This is a genomic window from Serratia sarumanii (assembly GCF_029962605.1).
GTDB classification, from domain to species: Bacteria; Pseudomonadota; Gammaproteobacteria; order Enterobacterales; family Enterobacteriaceae; genus Serratia; species Serratia sarumanii.
Genome location: NZ_CP124750.1, coordinates 2476896 through 2498155, shown reverse-complemented (window position 1 = coordinate 2498155; position 21260 = coordinate 2476896). Strand labels below are relative to the sequence as shown.

At 63.6% G+C, this 21260-nt stretch carries 16 protein-coding genes; 8 read left to right on the top strand and 8 right to left on the bottom strand.

Annotated features, from left to right (window positions below; translation table 11 throughout):
- The first annotated feature begins 85 nt into the window (after positions 1-85).
- Genes fes through entS form a run of 4 tightly spaced genes read left to right on the top strand, consistent with a single transcriptional unit; the run spans position 86 to position 11554 of the window.
- On the top strand, positions 86-1393 hold the full coding sequence (gene fes, locus SSARUM_RS11925; protein WP_223182084.1) for an enterochelin esterase: 1308 nt from the start codon (positions 86-88) through the stop codon (positions 1391-1393).
- Positions 1394-1423: 30 nt separating this feature from the next.
- Positions 1424-1648 (top strand): MbtH family protein, encoded by a 225-nt coding sequence (locus SSARUM_RS11920; protein WP_033638494.1) that lies wholly within the window; start codon positions 1424-1426, stop codon positions 1646-1648.
- A 51-nt stretch (positions 1649-1699) separates the two neighbouring features.
- The gene (locus tag SSARUM_RS11915) at positions 1700-10210 is read left to right on the top strand and encodes a non-ribosomal peptide synthetase (RefSeq protein ID WP_140926776.1); all 8511 of its coding nucleotides are present in this window, start codon (positions 1700-1702) and stop codon (positions 10208-10210) included.
- A gap of 60 nt (positions 10211-10270) precedes the next feature.
- A complete protein-coding gene (gene entS / locus SSARUM_RS11910) occupies positions 10271-11554 on the top strand; it encodes an enterobactin transporter EntS (protein ID WP_060430081.1) in 1284 nt (427 codons plus the stop codon).
- Between the two features lie 4 nt (positions 11555-11558).
- Here the strand turns inward: entS and SSARUM_RS11905 are convergent, their stop codons facing one another.
- On the bottom strand, positions 11559-11918 hold the full coding sequence (locus SSARUM_RS11905) for a winged helix-turn-helix transcriptional regulator (protein WP_025302868.1): 360 nt from the start codon (positions 11916-11918) through the stop codon (positions 11559-11561).
- A gap of 104 nt (positions 11919-12022) precedes the next feature.
- On the opposite strand from SSARUM_RS11905, the gene SSARUM_RS11900 reads away from it, so the two are divergent.
- Positions 12023-12577, top strand: a complete 555-nt coding sequence (locus SSARUM_RS11900; RefSeq protein WP_060430079.1) for an NAD(P)H-dependent oxidoreductase — start codon at positions 12023-12025, stop codon at positions 12575-12577.
- A gap of 37 nt (positions 12578-12614) precedes the next feature.
- Here SSARUM_RS11900 and SSARUM_RS11895 read toward each other — a convergent pair whose 3' ends face one another.
- A complete protein-coding gene (locus SSARUM_RS11895) occupies positions 12615-13391 on the bottom strand; it encodes an NAD(P)H-dependent oxidoreductase (protein WP_060430077.1) in 777 nt (258 codons plus the stop codon).
- Between the two features lie 84 nt (positions 13392-13475).
- Here SSARUM_RS11895 and SSARUM_RS11890 point away from each other — a divergent pair, with 84 nt between their 5' ends.
- Positions 13476-14369 (top strand): LysR family transcriptional regulator, encoded by an 894-nt coding sequence (locus tag SSARUM_RS11890; RefSeq protein WP_060418861.1) that lies wholly within the window; start codon positions 13476-13478, stop codon positions 14367-14369.
- 13 nt (positions 14370-14382) lie between these two features.
- On the opposite strand, the gene SSARUM_RS11885 is transcribed toward SSARUM_RS11890, so the two are convergent.
- From SSARUM_RS11885 to SSARUM_RS11870, 4 genes are all read right to left on the bottom strand, one after another.
- A complete protein-coding gene (locus SSARUM_RS11885; RefSeq protein WP_060430075.1) occupies positions 14383-14862 on the bottom strand; it encodes a GNAT family N-acetyltransferase in 480 nt (159 codons plus the stop codon).
- A gap of 110 nt (positions 14863-14972) precedes the next feature.
- A complete protein-coding gene (locus SSARUM_RS11880; RefSeq protein ID WP_180548622.1) occupies positions 14973-15134 on the bottom strand; it encodes a hypothetical protein in 162 nt (53 codons plus the stop codon).
- A 141-nt stretch (positions 15135-15275) separates the two neighbouring features.
- Positions 15276-17294, bottom strand: coding sequence for a TonB-dependent copper receptor (locus tag SSARUM_RS11875; RefSeq protein ID WP_323768651.1), 2019 nt, complete (start codon positions 17292-17294; stop codon positions 15276-15278).
- A gap of 278 nt (positions 17295-17572) precedes the next feature.
- A complete protein-coding gene (locus tag SSARUM_RS11870) occupies positions 17573-17959 on the bottom strand; it encodes a DUF2946 domain-containing protein (protein ID WP_229601686.1) in 387 nt (128 codons plus the stop codon).
- Positions 17960-18204: 245 nt separating this feature from the next.
- Here SSARUM_RS11870 and SSARUM_RS11865 point away from each other — a divergent pair, with 245 nt between their 5' ends.
- Positions 18205-18813 carry a class I SAM-dependent DNA methyltransferase gene (locus tag SSARUM_RS11865; protein WP_043147480.1) on the top strand — a complete coding sequence of 203 codons (609 nt, stop codon included), beginning with the start codon at positions 18205-18207 and terminating at the stop codon, positions 18811-18813.
- A gap of 40 nt (positions 18814-18853) precedes the next feature.
- Here SSARUM_RS11865 and SSARUM_RS11860 read toward each other — a convergent pair whose 3' ends face one another.
- The gene (locus SSARUM_RS11860) at positions 18854-20155 is read right to left on the bottom strand and encodes a PQQ-dependent sugar dehydrogenase (RefSeq protein ID WP_060387762.1); all 1302 of its coding nucleotides are present in this window, start codon (positions 20153-20155) and stop codon (positions 18854-18856) included.
- Positions 20156-20168: 13 nt separating this feature from the next.
- Positions 20169-20594 carry a DUF2231 domain-containing protein gene (locus SSARUM_RS11855; RefSeq protein ID WP_033648337.1) on the bottom strand — a complete coding sequence of 142 codons (426 nt, stop codon included), beginning with the start codon at positions 20592-20594 and terminating at the stop codon, positions 20169-20171.
- Between the two features lie 168 nt (positions 20595-20762).
- Here SSARUM_RS11855 and SSARUM_RS11850 point away from each other — a divergent pair, with 168 nt between their 5' ends.
- Complete coding sequence (locus tag SSARUM_RS11850; protein ID WP_033648336.1) at positions 20763-21221, top strand: YbaK/EbsC family protein; 459 nt, start codon at positions 20763-20765, stop codon at positions 21219-21221.
- Positions 21222-21260 lie beyond the last annotated feature (39 nt).

The window sequence follows — 21260 nt, the reverse complement described above, 5'->3', positions numbered from 1 at the left end:
CCGACAAATAGTATTGAAAACGATAATGAGTATCAATACGATTGTCAGGTTTTGTAAAAATCACTCATGTTATGTAAGGGGCGCTATGGAGTTTTTGCCGGAAAAGAGGCCAGGCAACGGTCATGAGGGATTGGCGGCGCAGTGGCTGCGTGAAGAGGCGGCGGGGCAGCCCGAGTGGTGGCAGAAGGTGGCCTCTCACGGCACGCCCATCGTCGAGCCGCACGATGACCGCCACGTCAAAATGACCTGGCTATGGCGCGATCCTGCCGGCGATGAGCGGCGCTCGCCGATTCGCCGCGTTTATGCCGATATCAACGGCATAACCGATCACCACAGCACGTCCCCCAGCAGCCTGACCAGGCTGCCCGGCACCGACGTTTGGTACGGCGCGGCCGTTATCGATCGCCGCTGGCGCGGCAGCTACAGCCTGCTCCCCGTCACAGACCGGGATCTTCCTCCCGTCTTCAGCGACGATGAAACGCTGCGCGATCGCCAGCAGCGCGCCTGGTGGATTTCGCTGTTTCCACTGGCGATCGCCGATCCGTTGAATCGCCTCTCGCTGGGGCCTTCGCATCGTCCGCGCCCGGTTTCCCTGGCCCAGGGGCCGGATGCTGACGACCAAAGCGCCTGGCAGGCCGCCGATCGGCCGCTGGACGAGGCGCGGCTACAGCGTTTTCAGTGGCACAGCGAACGGCTCGGCACGCAGCGGCGCGTCTGGCTGTATGCCAGCGGCGACGCGGCGGTGAAAGCGAATCGCCCGCTGGTGTTATTGCTCGACGGCCAAAACTGGATCGAAAGGCACGCGCTGCTGCCGGTGATCGAGAACGAAACCGCAACAGGGCGGCTGCCGCCCGCATGCTGGCTGCTGATCGATGCGATCGACGGCGAACACCGGGAAAACGAGCTGCCCTGCAACGCCGCCTTCTGGCAGGCAATCATCGATGAGCTGTTGCCGCAGGCGCAGAAGCGCGAAGCGTTCAGCGAGGAAGGGGCGCGCACCGTCGTCGCCGGCCAGAGCTACGGCGGGCTGGCGGCGTTATATGCCGGCCTGCATTGGCCGGCGCGCTTCGGCCACGTGCTGAGCCAGTCCGGCTCCTTCTGGTGGCCTACGGTGCAATTCGTTACCCAATTCGAAAAACGCCACGAACTGGAGGAAGGCTGGCTGATACGCCAGGTTCGGCAACGCGACGCGGCGGCGCCAGCGCTCAACGTGATCCAACAGGCCGGCGATCGGGAGGCGGATATCGAATTCGTCAATCGCCAGATGCACGAGGCGCTGACGGCGGCGGGGCACCGCGCCGACTACCGCGTGTTTTCCGGCGGACATGACGCGCTCTGCTGGCGCGGCGGCCTGGTGGACGGCGTACGCCAGCTGCTTTCCGGGATGGAATAACCCACACATTTTGACAGACAGGTAATGAAAATGACTCAGGAACAACAAAACCCGTTCGATGACGAAAGCCTCCGTTTCACCGTTTTGGTCAACGCGCAGCAGCAGTATTCGCTGTGGCCGCAGTTTGCCGACGCGCCGCAGGGGTGGCGCGTGCTGATGGGGCCGGCGTCGCGCGGCGAATGCATCGACTACATCGAAACGCACTGGCAGGACATGCGGCCGGCGGCCTTGAAAGCGGCGGATGCGGCGCGTTAAGCGCCAGACAGCCACATCGATACATTCCGTTTGAGGAAAAGGACAGACACCATGTCAGAAACGCTTTCTTTGCCGGATACTCAGGTCGAGTATCGGGATTATCCGCTGGTTGCGGCGCAACCGGGGATCTGGATCGCCGACCAAATCGCGCTGCGGCGCAACGGCTTCGCGGTGGCGCACTACACCGAACTGCACGGCGCTATCGACCGCTCGGCGCTGGAGCGCGCGATCCGTCAGGGGCTGGCCGAAGCGGATACGGTTCAGGCGCAGTTCTTTGAGGCGCAGGACGGCCAGCCGGTGCAGCGTTTGCCGCTGAACGCCGATCCTGCGCGCGTGCAGGCGCCGGAGTGGTTCGATTTCAGCGCGCGGCCGGACGCCGAACAGGCGGCGCTGGCGCTGATGAACGACGATCTGGCGCAGGATCTGCCGGCGGACGGCGAGCGGCCGCTCTATCGCCATGCGGTGATCCGCGTCAGCGCCGATCGCTGGTTCTGGTATCAGCGCTTTCATCATTTGACCCTGGACGGCTTCAGCTTCGAAGCCATCACCCGTCGGATCGCCGATATTTATCGCGCGCTGCGCCACGGGCTGGCGCCGGCGGCCTCGCCGTTTACCCCGTTCGGCAAGGTGGTGGAAGAGTTTCAGCAATGGCAAACCTCGCCCGCACGTGAGCGGGCGGCCGAATTCTGGCGCCAGCATCTGCGCGATTTGCCGTCGCCGCTGTCATTATCGACGGAGAGTCGGGAGGTTGAGGCGGGCGCCCGGCCGCTCAAACAGGCGCTGGTGCTGCCGGAATCGCTGTTTGACGAAGCGCTGCGCGATGGCGCGCTGCAGTCGCTGCAGCCGGCCGATATCGTCACGGCGGCGCTGGCGCTGTACCTGGCGCGAATGAGCGGCGAAACCCGCTTCTCAGTCGGTTTTCCTTTCATGCGCCGGATGGGATCGCAGGCGCTGGCGGCGGTCGGCCCGGTGGTCAACGTGCTGCCGCTGCTGCTGAACGTGACGCCGGAGATGTCGCTGGCGGATGTCTGCCTGGCCACCGTGGCGCAGATCAAGCAGGCGCGCCGCCATCAACGCTATGAGGCGGAGCAGATCAAACGCGATCTCGGCCTGGTCGGCGGCCATCAGGAACTGTACGGGCCGGTGGTCAACGTCAAGGTCTACCACAGCGCCTTGTCGTTCGACGGTCAGGCGGCCACCACCCATACGCTGGCGATGGGGCCGGTCGACGACCTGGAGTTCGAGATCGGTTTTCGAAGCGGCGTATTGACGCTGTCTTTGGTCGCCAACCCGGCCAAATACTCGCCGCGCACCTTGCAGCACCACGCGGAACGCATCGGCCATTGGCTGCAGCAGTTGGCGCGGCAGCCGCACCAGCCGAACGGTCAACTGGCGTTGATCGGCGAGGGGGAACTCAGACAACTCGCGGCCTGGGGGCGCGGCGCTGAGCTGACGCCGCCGGCGAGCATGGTTTCGATCATGGATGCGTTCCAGCGCCAGGTTGAGCGTCAGCCCGAGGCGTTGGCGGTGTCCTGCGGCGACGTGCGCCTCAGCTACCGGCAGCTCTCCGAACGGGTGATGCAGCTGGGGCGAGTGCTGATCGAAAGCGGCATCGGCGCCGAAGACGTGGTCGCCATCGGCATTCCACGCTCGGTGGACACGCTGGTCGCGCTGTTCGGCGTGCTGGCCAGCGGCGCGGCCTATATGCCGCTCGATCTGGACTATCCGCGTGAACGTCTGGCGTTGATGTGCGACGACGCGCGGCCGGTGATGTTGCTGACCCACAGTGACACGCGGGCCAACATGCCGGATCTGCCGCAGGTATTGTGCCTGGACGACACCCCGTGCCTGGCGCGCTGCGCGGCCGCCGCGGCCACGCCGATAACGGACGACGAACGGCGTGTGCCCCTGAACGAGGCGCATCTCGCCTACATGATTTACACCTCAGGCTCGACCGGCAAACCCAAGGGCGTGATGTCCACGCACCGCGGGCTGCTGAACCTGTTCCTGTCGCACCAGGCTTCTCTGTTCGGCCCGGCGATCGAAAAATTCGAGGCCCGCCACGCGCGCCGCTTGCGCGCCGGCCATACCGCCTCGTTCTCTTTCGACTCCTCCTGGGAACCGCTGTTCTGCATGATGATGGGCAGCGAACTGGTTATCTTCGATGAGGAGCTGCGCCGCGACCCCTGGGCGCTGTTGGAACAGACCCAGCAGACGCCGATCGATCTGCTGGACATCACGCCGTCGTTCTTCTCGCAACTGGTGGACTGCGGTCTGCTGAAAGGGCAGTTCCCGCTGCCGTCGTTCGTGATGATCGGCGGCGAGGCGGCGACGCCGACGCTGTGGAACCTGATGCAGCAGCATCCGGAGGTGGAGATCCACAACTATTACGGCCCGTCCGAATACACCGTCGATACCCTCGGCGCGCCGGTCACAGCCGCAGACCAGCCGGTGATCGGCCGTCCCCTCGCCAATACCTCAGTCTGGTTGCTCGACAGCCGCCTGCAGCCGGTGCCGATCGGCGCGGCGGGTGAGCTGTACATTTCCGGCAAGGGCATCGCGCGCGGTTACCTGCGCCGCCCGGATCTGACGGCGGCGCGATTTGTCGCCAACCCGTTCGCCGAAGGCGAGGTGATGTACCGCAGCGGCGACCTGATGCGCTGGAGCGCGGAGGGCCAGCTGGTATTCATTGGCCGGACCGATCACCAAATCAAGGTGCGCGGCTTCCGCGTCGAGCTGGGTGAGGTGGAAAGCGCCTTGGCCGCCTTGCCGGACGTGGGGCGAGCGGTAGTGATCGCCGAACCGATCGGCGCCACCTATCGCCTGATTGGCTACTGTTCGGTGCAGGATGACGCGCGTCGCGCCTCGCCGGCGCTGCAAAGCGAGCTGCTGGGGCAGCTGGCGCAGCGTCTGCCGGATTATATGGTGCCGGCGATCCTGGTGGTAATGCCGGAGCTGCCGCTGAACGTCAACGGCAAGATTGACCGCCAGGCGCTGCCCAAACCGCAGGAAACGCTGGCGCAAAGCATTCGCGAACCGGCCACCGAGCAGGAAAGGCTGATTTGCCGCGCGATGGCCCAACTGTTGGGAATGGAGCGCGTCGGCGCAGACGACGATTTCTTCGCGCTCGGCGGCGACAGCATCTCGGCGATGGGGCTGGGCACCGCCCTGCGGCGCAAAGGCTATCTGCTGCGGCCGCGCGAGATCTTCGCGCTGCACACCCCCGCGCGCATGGCGCAGGCGATGCAGCCGCTGGCCGTTGGCTCTCAGACCGCACGCAGCGTGCGACAAGGCCTGATCGACGGGCTGCCGATCCTGCACTGGTTCGCCGAGACGGGCGATATGCATCGCCGCTTCGCGCACGGCGTTTTCCTGCGTGTGCCCGCCGAACTGCAACCGGAACAGCTGCGTTATGCGTTGGCACAGCTGCGCGCGGCGCACCCGGCGCTGAGCGCCAGGATCCGCGACGGCCAGTTGGTGGTCGAGGAAGCCGCTACCGCTGAGTTCATGCAGGTTCAGACCGTATCCGGCGAACTGGAGCTAGCGGCGGAACAGGCGTTTGATGCCGCACTCGAGCAGCTCGATCCGGCGGCCGGTGCCATGATGCAGGCGATCCTGTTGCAGCGTGACGGGCAGAGCCTGGGGCTGGTGCTGGCGATCCACCACCTGGTGGTTGACGGCGTTTCCTGGCGCATCCTGCTCGACGAGCTGCGGCAAGTGGCCGACAGCGCCATGCAGGGGCAGCCGATCACGCTGCCGCCGGAGGAAACCTCGCTCTATGAATGGTCCGCGCGTTTACGGGCCGACGTCGAACGCCGCGAAGCCGAGCTGCCGTTCTGGCAGCAGATGCTGGCGGACGGCGTGCCGCGTTTGGGGCGGCGCGCGCTGGAACCGCAGACCGATCGCATCGCCTCGGTGAGCGAACGGCGCACGCTGCTCGACAGCCGGCTGACCGCCGCGCTGCTCGGCACATTGCCGCAGAACTATCGCGCCCAGGTTGAAGAGATCATGCTGTGCGCGCTGGCTCAGGCATGCCGCCGCCGTTTCCAGGCCGCTTCGCTGCGTTTCTCTCTGGAGTCGCACGGCCGCGCCGAACTGGATGACGGCCTCGATCTGGCACGCACCGTCGGCTGGCTGACGGCGGAGTACCCGCTGCGCATCGAACTGCATGACGCCGAGCATAATGAGGCGGTGCGCGCGGTGAAACGGGCGACGCGCGCGGTGGCCGATCGCGGCGTCGGCTATGGCCAGCTGCGTTATCTGCATCCGCAGCGTGACGATCTGGCGGCGCTGGCGCAGCGCAACGCCCCGGAGATTTTATTCAACTACCTTGGGCGTTTCAGCCAGGATGAGGCGCACTGGACGCCGCAGCGCAGCCAGACCCGCTTCCGCGACGCCTTCGCCGTGGCGCAGGATGCGCAGCAGGCGCCGTCTTACGGGCTGGAAGTGAATATCTTTGTCGAGGAGCGGCGCGACGGCGCCTGCCTGGCGATTAACTGGAGCTGGCTGGAGGGAATTTTCAGCGAGAGCGACATTGCGCAGCTGCACAGCGGCATCGAGCACGCCGTGCGTTCACTGTGCGAGTTTGCCGAACGGCATCCCGAACGCGCGGCGGCGACGTTGGTGGCGGCCGAAATCGCCCAGCCGGGCGTCGATGATGAAGCGGTGCGCGCCTGGGAGCGGGAGTGCGGGCCGTTAGCCGCGGCGCTGCCGCTGTTGCCGCTGCAACACGGCCTGCTGTTCCATGCGCAGACGGCGCAGCAGGGCGGCAGCTACAACTCGCTGACGCGCCTGAGCCTCTGCGGCGAACTGGACGCGCATCAACTTCAGCAGGCGCTGAATGCGGTGATCCGCCGCCATCCGCAGCTGGCCGCCCGATTCAACCGCGAGGGCGAGCCGCTGCAGCTGATCCCGCAGGAAAGCCATTGGCCGCTGGACAGCCACGCGCTGCCGCCGCTGGCCGAAGAACAGGAGGTGCAGGCACTGCACCGGCTGGAGCAGCAGGAACTGCAGCGCGATCTGTTCAACCAGCCGGGCGCGATGCTGCATGCATTGTTGGTCAAACACGGGGATAGCGAACGCTACACGCTGTTCCTTAACGCGCATCACCTGATCGTCGACGGCTGGTCGACGCCGGTGGTGCTCAACGATCTGATGCTGGCTCTGCGTGAAGGCGAGCAGGCGTTGCCGCCGCTGCGTTCGAACTATGCCGATATCGTGCGCCGCCTGACCGCGCGGGATGCCGAAGCTTCGCGCCGCCTCTGGTGCCAGACGCTGCAGGACGTGCGGCCGACGTTGCTGTTCGGTGAGGCACAGGACGATCGCGTACACGAGCTGGAGATGACGCTGCCGCCGGCCGAGGAAAGGCGCTTGCTGACCCTGTGTCGCGAACGCGGGTTGACGCTCAATACCGTAATGCAGGGCATTTGGGCATTGCAGTTGGCCAGCTGTTGCGGCCAGCAGGACGTGGTGTTCGGCTCGCCGGTTTCCGGCCGCTTTGGCCAGATAGAAGGGATCGAGGAACACGTTGGCCTGTTCAGCAACACGCTGCCGGTGCGGGTGCGTCTGCAGCACGATCGTTCGCTGACGGAACAGCTGACTGAGCTGCAGCACCGGCAAATTGAACTGCTGGAGCACGACGATTTGGGGTTGGGGGAAATTCAGCACCTGGCCGGGGCGGGCACGCTGTTCGATACGCTGTTGGTGGTGGAGAACTACCCGGACAACGACGCTCTGCTGGGCGGCGCAGGGTCGCTGCGCTGCGACGCCATCCGCAACAAAGGCTATACCCACTATCCGCTGACGCTGCTGGTGCTGCCGGGCGAGCGTCTGCGCCTGCTGATGGAGTACCGCGCCTCGGTGCCGCAGCCTGAGCGCTTCGCCGCGCGGCTGATGGCGCTGTTGCAACAGTGGATCGCCCAACCGGATTTGCCGCTGCCGCGCTGGCAGTTGCAAACGCCGCAGGAGCAGGCGCTGATCGCGGCGGTCAACCGCACCGGGCAGGCGGTGGCGGACACCACCTTGCATCAGGCGATCGCCGATCAAGCGCGGCGCACGCCGGATCGCATCGCGCTGCAGGATGCCGGGCACAGCCTCAGCTACCGTGACATGCAGCGCCAGGCCGCGCTGCTGGCCGAGCGGCTGACGGCGGCCGGCATTCAGCCGGGGGATATCGTGGCGGTGGCGTTGCCGCGTTCCGTGCGCCTCAGCCTGGCGCTGACGGCGATTGTGCAGACCGGCGCCGCCTGGCTGCCGCTGGACACCGGCTACCCGGACGAGCGGCTGGCCTACATGGTGGAGGACGCCAAGCCGCGGCTGATTATCACCGAGAGCGCGTTGGATGCCCGCTTTGCCGCGCTGGCGCCGACGCTGCTGTTCGATGCGCTGGACGACAGCGGGCGTGAACCGCCTGCGCGTCTGCCGGCGGGGAACGGCGATTATCCCGCCTACGTGCTGTATACCTCCGGCTCTACCGGGCGGCCGAAAGGCGTGGTGGTGAACCACCGGGCGATCGTCAACCGCCTGTTCTGGATGCAGCACGAGTATGCGCTCGATGCGCAGGACGTGGTATTGCAGAAAACCCCGTGCAGCTTCGACGTTTCCGTCTGGGAATTCTTCTGGCCGCTGATGGTCGGCGCGCGCCTGGTGATGGCGCCGCCGGAGGCGCACCGCGATCCGCAGGCGCTGACGACGTTGATCGACGACTATGGCGTGACCACGCTGCATTTCGTTCCGTCCATGTTGGCTATCTGGGTGGAGGCGCTGAACGAGCGGGCGCCACAGCGCGCCGCCGCCAGCCTGAAACGCGTGTTCTGCAGCGGTGAGGCGCTGTCGTGTGAACTGGCTTCCCGCTATCAGGCGTTGGTTACCGCGCCGCTGCACAACCTGTATGGCCCGACGGAGGCGGCGGTCGATGTCACCTACCAACCGGCGTCCGGCGCGGCATTGGCGGCGGTGAGCGGCGCCGGCGTGCCGATCGGCAAACCGGTCTGGAACACCCAGCTGAGCATTCTCGACGCCATGCTGCGGCCGGTGCCCGTCGGCTGCGCCGGCGATCTCTATCTGCGCGGCATTCAGCTGGCCGATGGCTATCTGCATCGGCCGGGGCTGACGGCGCAGCGGTTTGTCGCCGATCCCGCCGGCAACGGCGCGCGCATGTATCGCACCGGCGATATCGCCCGCTGGCTGGAAGACGGCAGCGTCGAGTATTTAGGGCGCAGCGACGATCAGCTGAAGATCCGCGGCCAGCGCATCGAGCTGGGGGAAATCGAGCAGGCGCTGCTGGCGCAGCCGGGGGTAGCGCAAGCGGCGGTGCACGCCATCGAGCTGGGCGAGGGCGCGACGGGGCTTGGCGGCGCCGATATGCGCCAACTGGTCGCCTGGCTGATCGCCCAACCGGGCGTGACGCTGGATACCGGCGTGCTGCATCAGGCGCTGGAGCAGCGTTTGCCGGCGCACATGATGCCGGTCAGCTATGTCATGACCGACAGCTTCCCGCTCAGCGCCAGCGGCAAGCTGGATCGCAAGGCGTTGCCACGGCCGCAGCTGAGCCACCAAAGTGGCCGCATGCCGCAGAGCGACAGCGAACGCCTGCTGGCGGCGCTGTTCGGGGAACTGTTGGGGCGCGAGACGGTGTATGCCGACGACGACTTCTTCGCGCTGGGCGGCCATTCGCTGCTGGCGATGCGTCTGGCGGCGGAGCTGCGTCGCCGCGTCCCTCGGCCATTGAGCGTCGGGCAGATCATGTTCGCCCGCAGCCTGGAGAAGATGGCGCACCTGCTCGATGACGCGCAGGCGGCCAACTCGGCCGAGAGCCGCGGCGTCGGCGAATGCCTGCAGCTGCGGGCCGGCCAAGGCCCGGCGCTGTTCTGCCTGCATCCGGCTTCCGGTTTCGCCTGGCAGTACTCGGGGCTGAGCCGTTATCTGCCGGGGAGCTACCCCATCATCGGGCTGCAGTCGCCAAGACCGGACGGCGCCATCGCCACCTGCGAGGATATCGAGCAGATGGTCGATCGTCATCTCGCCAATCTGCGCCGCCTGCAGCCACAGGGGCCTTACTACCTGCTGGGCTATTCGCTCGGCGGCACGCTGGCGCACTCGATGGCCGCGCGCCTGCAGCAGCAGGGCGAAGAGGTGGCGTTCCTCGGCATGCTGGATACCTATCCGCCGGAAGGCCAGGATTGGACCGGCCCCAGCGAGGAGGACGCGCAGAAAGAGGTGGCGCAGGAGCAGGCCGAGTTTATGGCGGAAGATCATGGCGATCCGGCGCTGATGGCGGAGAAGGCGGCAATGTTCGACAGCATCGTCGCCAACTACCGCGACGCGGTGCGCATTCTGTCCCAGGCGCGCAGCCGGCGTTTCGACGGCACGGCGACGCTGTTTGTCGCCGACCAGACGCTGCCGCCGGAGATGGATATCGACGCCGTGTGGGCGCCGTATCTGGATGGGCTGATCTGCCATCACCAGCGCTGCGAACACGCGGACATTCTGTCGCCGGCTTCGCTGGAGACGCTCGGGCCGCTGTTGCATTCGTTGCTGACGCAGCAATACGGGTTGGTATAACGCAACCGGGCCGGGGGGCGTGCGTCCCGGCCCGTACTAAAACATGATATGCAGGACACTATGGCCAGACCTTCTTTTTTTCTTGATTTCAGTTTGCTGAGAAGCAATGCGCATTTCCGCGCGATTTTCTGCGCCCGCATGCTGTCGGTGTTTTCCCTCGGCATGTTGGCGGTGGGGGTGCCGATTCAGATCCAGGCGATGACCGGCTCCACGTTGCAGGTGGGCGTGGCGGTGGCGCTGGACGGGGTGGGCATGTTTATCGGCCTGATGCTGGGTGGCGTGCTCGCCGATCGCTACGATCGCCGCAAGCTGATCCTGTTTGCGCGCGGCACCTGCGGGCTGGGCTTTGTCGCCCTGAGTCTGAACGCCTTCGCCCCGTCGCCGTCGCTGTGGGCGCTTTACCTGCTGGCGGCCTGGGACGGGTTCTTCGGCGCGCTGGGCATGACGGCGCTGATGGCGGTGATCCCGCTGCTGGTCGGGCGCGAAAACCTGGCGGCGGCGGGGGCCTTGAGTATGGTAACGGTGCGCATCGGCGCGATCCTGGCGCCGGCGCTGGGCGGGATTATCATCGTGTTCGGCGGCGTGGGGCTGGCGTTCGCCGTGGCCGCCGCCGGGACGCTGGGCACCCTGATCCCGCTGGTGCGCCTGCCGACGCTGTTGCCGCAGCAGCAGGAGCCGGAACACCCGCTGCGCGCGCTCGCCAGCGGCTTCCAGTTTGTCTGGCGCAATAAGGTGGTGGGGTCGGTGGTGCTGCTGGGAATGCTGATGAGCATCGTCGGTGCCGTCAGGGTGCTGTTCCCGGCGCTGGCGCAGGACGCTTACCACGTCGGGGCGTCCTCTATCGGCCTGATGTATTCCGCGGTGCCGCTCGGCGCGATGCTGGGCGCGCTGACCAGCGGCTGGGTGGGGCGTTTCTCTCGACCTGGCGTGCTGATCCTGGTCGCCGCCATCGTCGCATTTACCGCTATCGCTTCGCTGGGGCTGTTCAGCCACCTGGCGCCGGCGCTGCTGGCGCTGGTGTGCTACGGCTACGCCAATGCCATCGCCTCGCTCCTGCAATTCATGCTGATCCAGAGCAACACACCGGATCATCTGCTGGGGCGGGTGAACAGCCTCGGCACCGCGCAGGACGTAACCGGCGATTCGATCGGCGCGCTGGGGCTCGGCGTACTGGGCAGGGTGTTTACTCCGTTGATGAGCGTGCTGTCGTTCGGCGCATTCGCCGCCGTGCTCGGCGTGCTGGTGGCCTTCAGCGTGCGCACGCTGCGCCAGTGCCGGCCTGCGAACGCCTTGGTCGAGCACGATGAGCCCGCGCCGGCAACCTCAGCGGCGGCAGACAACTAACCCCTCACGGCACCGGCTGTTCCGGCCGGTGCTGCTCCCCCCAGTTGCACATCATGTCGATCACCGGGATCAGCGAACGCCCGCGCTCGGACAGGCTGTACTCCACCTTGGGCGGGATCTGCGGATACTCCTTTCTCACCACCAGGCGATCTTTTTCCAGCTCTTTGAGCGTCGAACTCAGCGTTTTGTACGAAATGGTGCCGATGCAGCGCTGCAGCTCGTTGAACCGCAATACCGGCTTATACAACGCCAGCCAGTAGAGAATAATCATTTTATATTTGCCGTTGATCACCGACAGCGTATAGCCATAGCCGGTGTCTTCGAGGCTGATGCCCGTTGGGCTGCAGTGGGATTCGGCGGTTATTAGGTACTTTCTCCAGGGTAAGTATGTGTCGCGAGTGTGCGTATTTTACATTGTTCCAGCATAACCTATGATGCGCCGATAGACACCTGACTGGAGAAATCGATATGAAAACCTTGGTGGTGGTGACCCATCCCGATATGGCGAACTCGGTGGTCAACAAACGCTGGCTGGAGGAGCTGCGGCGCTATCCGGAGCGGTATACCGTGCACGAACTGCATCAGGCCTATCCGGATTGGCAGATCGACGTCGCCCAAGAGCAGCGGCTGATTGAAGCCCATGACAACATCGTACTGCAGTTCCCGATTTTCTGGTTCAGCAGCCCGCCGCTGCTGAAAAAATGGCTGGACGACGTGCTCACCTACGGCTGGGCCTACGGTTCCCGCAGCGGCTACAAGATGCAAAACAAGAAGCTGGCGTTGGCGGTCACGGCGGGGGTGCGTGCAGAGGATTATGCGCGCGACGGGCGCTATCGTTATTCGCTGGAGGAAATCTTCCGGCCGTTTGAAGTCACCGCCGGCTACGTGCGGGCCGACTATGCCTCGTTCTTCGCCTTTTACGGCAAGGAGGCCGCATCGGACGGGGCGGTGGAGCCGCTGCAATCCCACGAATTGGATCGCAGCGCGCAAGGCTACCAGGCATTTCTCGCCGCCCTGAATTAAGGGCACGCCCCGGATGCGCCCGGGCGTGCGCATCCGGCTACTCGATGTGAACGCCGAAACCGTTTTGCCCCGGCGCGAGATGCGCTTTCAGCGTCAGCTGCGGGATCAGATAGTCACCGGCGTTCTGCCGCCGAAAGCGGATTGGCTCGGCGTTCCACAGATTATCCAGCCGCTGCCCGAGCTGCTCGCACAGGGCGGCAAAGCGTGCCTCATCGGTTTTGCCGGCGCGGTAGGTGACGAACGGCGGCAGCACCTCGAACCCTGGGTAGTGCAGCATGCCGTGCTGGATCGGGAACAGGATATCGTCGATCGGCCCGTTGATGCCGCGCGGGGCGTAATGAGACTCCCAGCCGCCGGCGGTGACGATCAGCATCGCCCGTTTGCCCGCCAGCGACCCCTCGCCGTAACGGTCACCCCAATGGGTGTCGGAATGCTCACCCACGCCGTAGGCAAAACCGTAAGCATACACACGCTCCACCCAGCCTTTGAGGATCGCCGGCATCGAGAACCACCACAGCGGAAACTGCAGCAGCACCGCGTCCGCCCAGCGCAATTTTTGCTGCTCCCGTTCGATATCGGCGCTCTGCATGCCGTTGGCGAACGCGCGCTGCGAATCCAGCGAAGGATCGAAACGAGCCGTTGCCGGGCCTTCCAGACTGTCGTCAGCGTCGAGCGTCGCTTTCCACTTCATGGCGTACAGGTCGGACACCTGTACCTGATGGCCGGCCTGCGTCAGGCGTTCAACGGCGAAGTTTTTCAGTGAGCCGGTCAGCGACAGCGGCTCCGGGTGGGCGTAAACAATCAGCACATTCATAACAGCTCTCCTTGGTGTGAGAGCTGCAGGTTAGGGTGTTAGTCGGTATATTAGAAATGAATTACCGTTATCCCAGGTATAACTATGAATAATTTAAGGCGGCTGGATCTCAACCTGCTGGTGACGCTCGACGCGCTGCTGGCAGAGCACAACGTCACGCGCGCGGCACAGCGGCTCAATTTCTCCCAGCCGGCGGTCAGCGTGCATCTCGCCAAACTGCGGGCGATCTTTGACGATCCGCTGCTGTTGCCCGGCCCGCGCGGCATGCGTCCGACCGCCAGAGCGGAACAGCTGCGGGAACCGTTACGTCAGGCATTGGCGGCGCTCGAGTTGGCGGTGACGCCGGCGACGCCGTTCGATCCCGCCGTGGCGACCGATACCTGGCGCGTGGCCGCCTTTGACTACGGCGAATCCACCATCGTGCTGCCGGCGCTGAACGGTTTACGCACGGCGGCGCCCGGCACCCGGCTGGCGGTGCTGGAGATCGCCCCGGCGCGCCTCGCCAAACGGGCGGAGCAAGGGGAAATCGACCTAGCGTTTCATACCCGAGAAGGTGCGCCATCCGGCCTGCGGCAGCGCACGCTGTTTAGCGAACGCTATGTGCTGGTGGGCCGGGTCGGCCACCCCAAGCTGCATGCCAGGCTGACGCCGGCGCAATTTTGCCAATTGGAGCAGGTGATGGTCTCGCCGGACGGCGGCGGGTTCTATGGCATGACCGACAGGGCGTTGGCGGACGTGGGGCTGACGCGGCGGGTGGTGCTTTCCGTGCCACATTTTCTGTTCGTTATCTCGGTGCTGACGCAGTCCGATTTGGTGGCGATGCTGCCGGAGCGGCTGGTGCGCAACCAGCCTTTATTACAACGGCTCGAGCCGCCGCTGGCGGTGCCGGGCTTTGAAATGACCATGCTGTGGCACGAACGATCGCACCGGGATCCCGCTCACCGGTGGCTGCGCGAACATATCGTGCGTTCAGTGTGAGCGGGTTGGCGGGTTAAAGGGAGAAGCGTTTTTTGATTCTGTCGATCGGCGTGCCATCGCTGAGCGGCACCTGCGGCAAACGATCGTAATCGCGAAAGCCCATTTTGTGATAGTAGGCGAGGCCACCGACGTTATCCGCCCGAATGGTGGCGTTGATGTGCTTGAAACCGTGCGACTTCGCCGCCGCTAATGTGGCAGGGAACAACGCACTGCCGACGCCGCGCACCTTCGGCGACAGGCGGGAGAAGGTGGCAATATCTGCGGTATCGGGCGGCAGGGCATCATCTGCGCTCAGCGCCTGGAAGCCCACCAACAGCCCATCCACCTCCGCGACCTGGCAGCTCAGCGCATTGCTGCCGCTGATGAACCATTCGCTGAATTCGGCGGGGGTGAGGGGCGTTTCTATCGCCGTCGTGCCGCCGGCGCCGATCACCTCATTCAATAACTGCGTCAGGGCTTCAGCGTCTTGCGGGGTTACCGTTCTGATCTTCATTGCGTTGCTCTCTCCTATGATGAATCGGCTTGAACCATCGACAGAAGATAGACGCAGACGTCCGATAATGAAATATCGGAACGTGCCGGACCAAAAGACAGTGAGGGGAATTACATGAACAGGAAGCGGTCGGCCAGCGGAACCCCACGTTCGAGGCGCGGCGGCAACGCGTCGTCACGATCGTCAGGCTGAGCAGCCTGCGGCGCGGCGTCTTCGGCTTTTTCAATCATCAGCTCGCCGAGCAGGGCCAGAAAATGAGTGAGCTTTTGCATATTCCCTCCGGATCCTTGATTACATTGAGAGTGATACTAATCGCCGCTCAACCGAATGGGAAAAACTTAAAACTCATATCCTAAGAACCGGATCGCATATCGCCTGACCGGGCGACGGTTGCCCACCGCCCGGTGTACGCTTTAGAAGGTGACGTTAACCTTGGCCCACAGGGTGCGGCCCGGTTCATTCACCGCGCTGTTGGCCGAATACCCGAAGGCGCTGTTGCCCGCCAGGTTGAGGTGTTCGCTGTAGGTCTTGTTCAGGATGTTATCCAGACCGGCGCTCAGCTTGACGTTTTTATTCACCTTGTAGGCGGCGTTGGCGGAAAGCACGCCGAAGCCGGCGCTTTCGGCAAAGTCTTTGCCTACCACGTTGCCTTCGTTGATCGCCACGCGGTGTTGGCTGCTGACCAGACGCCACAGGCCGGTGCCGCTCCAGTCGCCGTACTCATAGGTCAGCCCCAAGCGTGCCTCCAGCGGCGGGATCTGCGGCAGCGGCCGGCCGTCGCTGCTATTTTTGCCCCAGGAGTAGGCCAGGCTGGCGTCGGTTTTCCAGTGCTCGCTCAGCTGATAACCCATGCCCATTTCGCCGCCCATGATGTTGGCGTTGACGTTATCGGCCTGGCTGAGGCGCGCGTTGTGCGGATCGTATTTGAACAGGATGAAATCATCGACGCGGCCCACATAAGCGGAAACCCAGCCGTTGAAGCGTTTGCCGTTGTACTGAGCGCCGATGTCGAGCTGCGTGGTTTTCTCGCTCTTGACGCTGGAGAACGGATCCTTGCTGCCGTTCGGGCCAAGCTTCGGCGAGAACAGCTCCCAGTAATCCGGGAAGCGCTCGGTATAACCGACGCCGGCATACAGCATCAGCGGCAGGTCGGCCAGCGTATGCTCCAGGCGCATAAAGCCGCTCGGCAGGGTGTCCGAACGTTTCCCAGCGCTGGCGCTGCGGAAATTCTCCACCAGGGTGCGGTCGAGGCGCGCGCCGCCGATCAGTTTATCCTGTTCGCTGGTGGACCAGGTCAGTTCACTGAAGGCGCCGTAGCTGTTGAACTGGGCGTCTTTTTCCCAGCTGCCGTGGTTCATGCTGCGGTGGGTGTTGGTTTGGGTGTCCAGGCCGCTTTCAAGCTTCACGTCCTGCCACTGCCAGGTGCCCATCACGCGGCCGCCGACGGTGCGGCGATCGAGCTGCATCGTCATGCCGGAGGACATCATGTGCCCGCCGTGGCCGCCTATCCCCATGCTCATGCCGCCATGCCCCCCGTGCCCAGCCATGCCACCGCTGCCCGGCGAGCGCAGGGTGACGTTGTCCATCACGTGGTTGGCGTAGTTGTAGTAGACCTGCGCTTCCAGCTTATCCAGCACGTCGCCGATGTTAGATTTCTCCACCCGCATGCCCAGGCTTTCGCGTTTGAACTGCGAACCATCCATGCTGCGGCCGGCATAGCGCGCTTCGCCGTTGCCGCGGCCCATAGTTACTTCCAGCAGCGTGTCGGCGTCCGGCGTCCAGCCGAGCGCCAGATCGCCGTTCCACTTGTCCCAGCGCGATGGCACGCGCGTATTCGTGCCGTCCTGATAGTCGTTGGAACGGGATTTGTTGGCCATCACCCGCAGGTAGCCTTGTTCGGCGCCGAGGCTGGCGTCGATGTTCTCGTCCCAGCGGCCGTTGGAGCCGGTCAGCACGCTGGCGTTGCCCTTGATACCCGGCTTGTCGAAGCGCGGGCGTTCACGCTCGAAGCGCACCGTGCCCGCCGACGATCCCGGCCCCCACAGCACCGTCTGCGGCCCCTTGGTAATGGTCAACAGATCGAAGCTTTCCGGCGAGATGTAAGAGGTCGGTGCATCCATCCGCGCTGGGCAGGCGCCCAGCATTTCCGAACCGTCGGTGAGGATCTTCAACCGAGAGCCGAACATGCCGCGGAACACCGGGTCGCCGTTGGTGCCGCCGTTGCGGATCTGCGAAAAGCCGGGGATGGTTTTCAGGTAGTCCGAACCGTCGCTGGCCGGCACCGGCTGGCGTGGGGTTTTCGGCGAGGTGACGATGGTCAACGGGGAGTAGAGCGGCGCGGTGACGGTGATCACGTCGCCATCATTAACCTGTGCGCCGGCAGGGTGTTGATGCGCCTGCGCCGCGTGGCCGGCCAGCAGAAACAGCGGCATGGCGGTGGTAATGGCGCGGGTGACGGCGTTCTTTTTATAAGTCGGTTTAAACATCATCTTTCCTTAAGCTAACTTTTTCCGTACTTGGCCGAGGGATTATTCAGGTGTGGGGCGGCCTGGCGAAAATCACCATCGGAAAATACGGGGGTTAATTCCATCAACCTGGAAATAACCGGATTAATAATGTCGTCTCGATGATTAACCGTTGGGCGAATTAATTCCGCCGGGTTGAAACGATCAACGGCAATACAGAGAACGGCAATGGGCTTATTGTTAAATCAGAGGAAAGAGATGGGGGGCGCGCGCGGCTGTAATTCGGTGTGAACAACGTGGGCAAACAGAGGGACGAGATAGTGGATCGGCGGCGGGCGCGAAGCCAGCGACTGGGACCAGAACAGCGGGCCGTGGCTCACGTCCAGCAGCGGCGCGTGCAACAACAGCACGCAGTAGCCGCAGGCGCTGTCGTCCATCATCATCGCCATGTTGTGGTGGCCGCCGCCGTGCTGCATCAGTGGCTGTGAGGCTTTCTCAGGCTCAGGCGGCGGCGAGTGCATCCCGTGATGCATCGGCATATCCATGCCGCAATCCGCCATGACGGTCGTTCCAGCACTTCCGGCGCGCACATGCTCCAGGGATCGCGAGACCACCGGCGCAATGAACAACATCAGAATGGCAAACACCCCTAACCAGGCGGCGGCCCGATTTCGCGATGTAGAGCGCTGAATTAACGACACAATCAACCTAAAAAAAGGGTTAACACAGGGTAGGGAATTGTACTGGTTTATGTCGAAATGTTAAAACCTTTTATTTCTGGTCAACGGTCTATTGATGAATATATTATCGAATAAGCGCTTTAATTCTGACCAAAGGCTATTTTTTTGGCACCAATAACGTGATGGGGACAATATTAATGACGGAAAAACTGGCGAGCACCATTATCCCACTTTATGACGAACATGCCGCCGCCTGGGAACGCCTCAGACCCACCACGCTGTTTGAACGGCCGTGGCTCGATCGCTTTTTGCAGCTCACCCCGGCCAATGCGCGGCTGCTGGATCTCGGCTGCGGCAATGGCGCGCCGATCGCCGCCTATTTTATCGAACAGGGGTATCGGGTCACCGGCGTCGATGGTGCTCAGGCGATGATCGCGCGCTGCCGGCAGCGTTTCCCGCAGCAGGAATGGCGACAAATGGATATGCGCCAGCTGGATTTGCCGGCGAAGTTCGACGGCCTGCTGGCCTGGGACAGCTTCTTTCATCTGGCGTGCGACGATCAGCGTCGCATGTTTCCGCTGTTCAGACGGCATGCTGGGCCGCACGCCGCACTGATGTTCACCAGCGGCCCAGCCGACGGCGTGGCGATCGGCAGCTTCGAAGGCCAGCCGCTGTTTCACGCCAGCCTGGCGCCGGAGGAGTACAGACGTTTATTGCAGGAGAACGGCTTCCGCGTGGTTGACCATGTGGTGGAAGATCCCGCCTGCGGGGGAAGAACGGTCTGGTTGGCGCAGGGTATTGAGTGACGATGTCACGGGCAGATTCCCCAGAACCTGCCCGTTAACGTTATTTAGCGCTGACGCGCCAAACGGTGTTGCCCACGTCATCCGCAATCAGCAGGGCGCCGGCCTTGTCGACCGTTAATCCTACCGGTGCGCCATAGAGTTCCTTCTCGTCGTCGGAGACAAAGCCGGTGACTACCGCTTTGAGTTTGCCGACCGGCTTGCCTTGCTCAAACGCCACGTAACTGACCCGGTAGCCGTTCAGCGGCGAGCGATCCCAGCTGCCGTGTTCGCTGACGAAGGCGCCGCCGCGATACTCGGCCGGCAGAGCGTTCGCCGTGTAGAACAGCAGCCCCAGCGGCGCGACGTGGGAGCTGAGGGCGTAGTCCGGCTTGATGGCTTTCGCCACCAGATCCGGCCGCGCCGGCTGCACCCGCCGATCGACGTGCTGGCCGAAATAGCTGTAAGGCCAGCCGTAGAAGCCGCCGTCCTGCACCGAGGTCAGGTAGTCCGGCACCAGATCGGCGCCGATCTCGTCACGCTCGTTGACGATGGCCCATAGCTTGCCGCTGTGCGGTTCCCACTGCAGCCCGGTCGGGTTGCGCAGGCCGCTGGCGAAGATGCGGCTGGCACCGGAGGCGGTGTCCACTTCCAGCACGGCGGCGCGGCGGTACTCTACGGCCAGGCCGTTTTCGGTGATGTTGCTGTTTGAACCGACGCCAACATACAGCTTTTTACCGTCCGGGCTGGCCAGCAGGGCCTTGGTCCAATGATGGTTGATGGTGTCCGGCAGATCGGCCAGCTCTTTACCCGCATCGCTGATGCGCGTTTCGCCCGGCTGATAGGCGTACTGCATGATGTTGCCGGTGTTGGCCACATACAGGGTGTTGCCAATCAGCTGGACGCCGAACGGCGAATCGAGCCCTTCGAGGAAGATATGCTTTTCCCAGCTACCATCGGCGGTTGGGCGCAGCAGGGTAATCCGGTTGCCCCCTTTGCCGCCTTTACCGGACTGGCCCTTCACCAAACCGGCGATCAGCTGCTTGGGCGTGCTCACCGCTTCGGTGCCCGGCCCGTTGGCTTCCATCACCAAAACATCGCCGTTGGGCAGGGTAAGCAGCTGGCGCGGGTGCAGCAAACCGTCCGCCACCTTATCGATTTTCAAGCCTTCGGCCACTTTCGGCATCTGATTTTGCTGCCAGCCGACGCCCTTTGGCACCTGCATCGGCGGCATCAGGAAGTCTTGCGCCGCCGGCAACGTCGGATCCGGCCCCATTTGTTGTTCCGGTGAAATGACGGCGCTGTTATCGCAGCCGGCCAGCGCCAACACGGCCGAAAGCGCAATCGCGATCGATGATAGCTTCATGAAAACCTCCTTATTATTTTGCGCGGGCGCCCACGGCCAGCAGAATGTTGGCGAGGCTCAGCAGCGCGACCACGATCGCAGACAGCACCAGACCTTGCGGCACCACGGCATACGCATCCCGGCTATGCACGAAAGCGTTGATGATGGCGAGAACGATGGCCAGCAAGTTCAGCCAGAAATGGAGCTTGACCGATGGCCCCTGCAGCCGGCCGCTGCCGAACCACACCTGCACCAGGTTAATCAGACGGGGAATAATGGCAAAAATCAGGCCGATGGCGATCAGCCAGCTGGCACCGTTGACCCATTGAATATTCGCCGTGCAGGCATAGATAATGTCGAAAATCAGCGCAGCGGTGAAAAATCCGTAGGGTATCGGATTGAGCCATTCATAGACGGCCACCGCGACCGCTGAAGGCCTTGCTGTCGTTTGCGTGGTCATGCAGGTATCTCCATGAAAAATGATAGGTAAAAAAGGGCGTTGGCCCCTTAAAGCTTTGTTCAGATTCACCGATTTGAACAATTTTGATTCTCATTTTTAGCATGCGATGTTAAAACCGAAACCCTCACTGCGGCATTATCAATGGCTTACAACATCGGGAGGATGGGCATGAGTATAGAGCGCGTTCAGCGATTTCTGGCCGAGCACGCGCCGGAAACGGCGGTGACGGTGCTGGCAAAGAATACCGCTACGGTGGCGCTGGCGGCGGAAGCCTTTGGCGTGGAGAGCGGGCAGATCGCCAAGACGCTGTCGTTTCGCGTGAACGACGGCGTAGTGCTGTTGGTGATGGCGGGAACCGCCAGAATCGATAACAAGAAGTACAAACAATTCTTCGGCGTAAAGGCGCGCATGCTGCCGGCGGAGGAGGTGGAGTCGCTGACCGGCTATCCACCGGGCGGCGTTTGCCCCTTTGCCGCACCGGCAGCGGTAAGAATTTACTGCGATCGCAGCCTGTGCCGCTACGGTGAAGTGCTTCCGGCAGGCGGCAGCGATAACTCAGGCGTGAGAATTGCGCCACAACGCCTGGCCAGCATCACCGGAGCAGAGTGGATTGACGTGACGGGGTAACGTTAAATGACCACGTCACAATTGCGTTATGTTAAATAG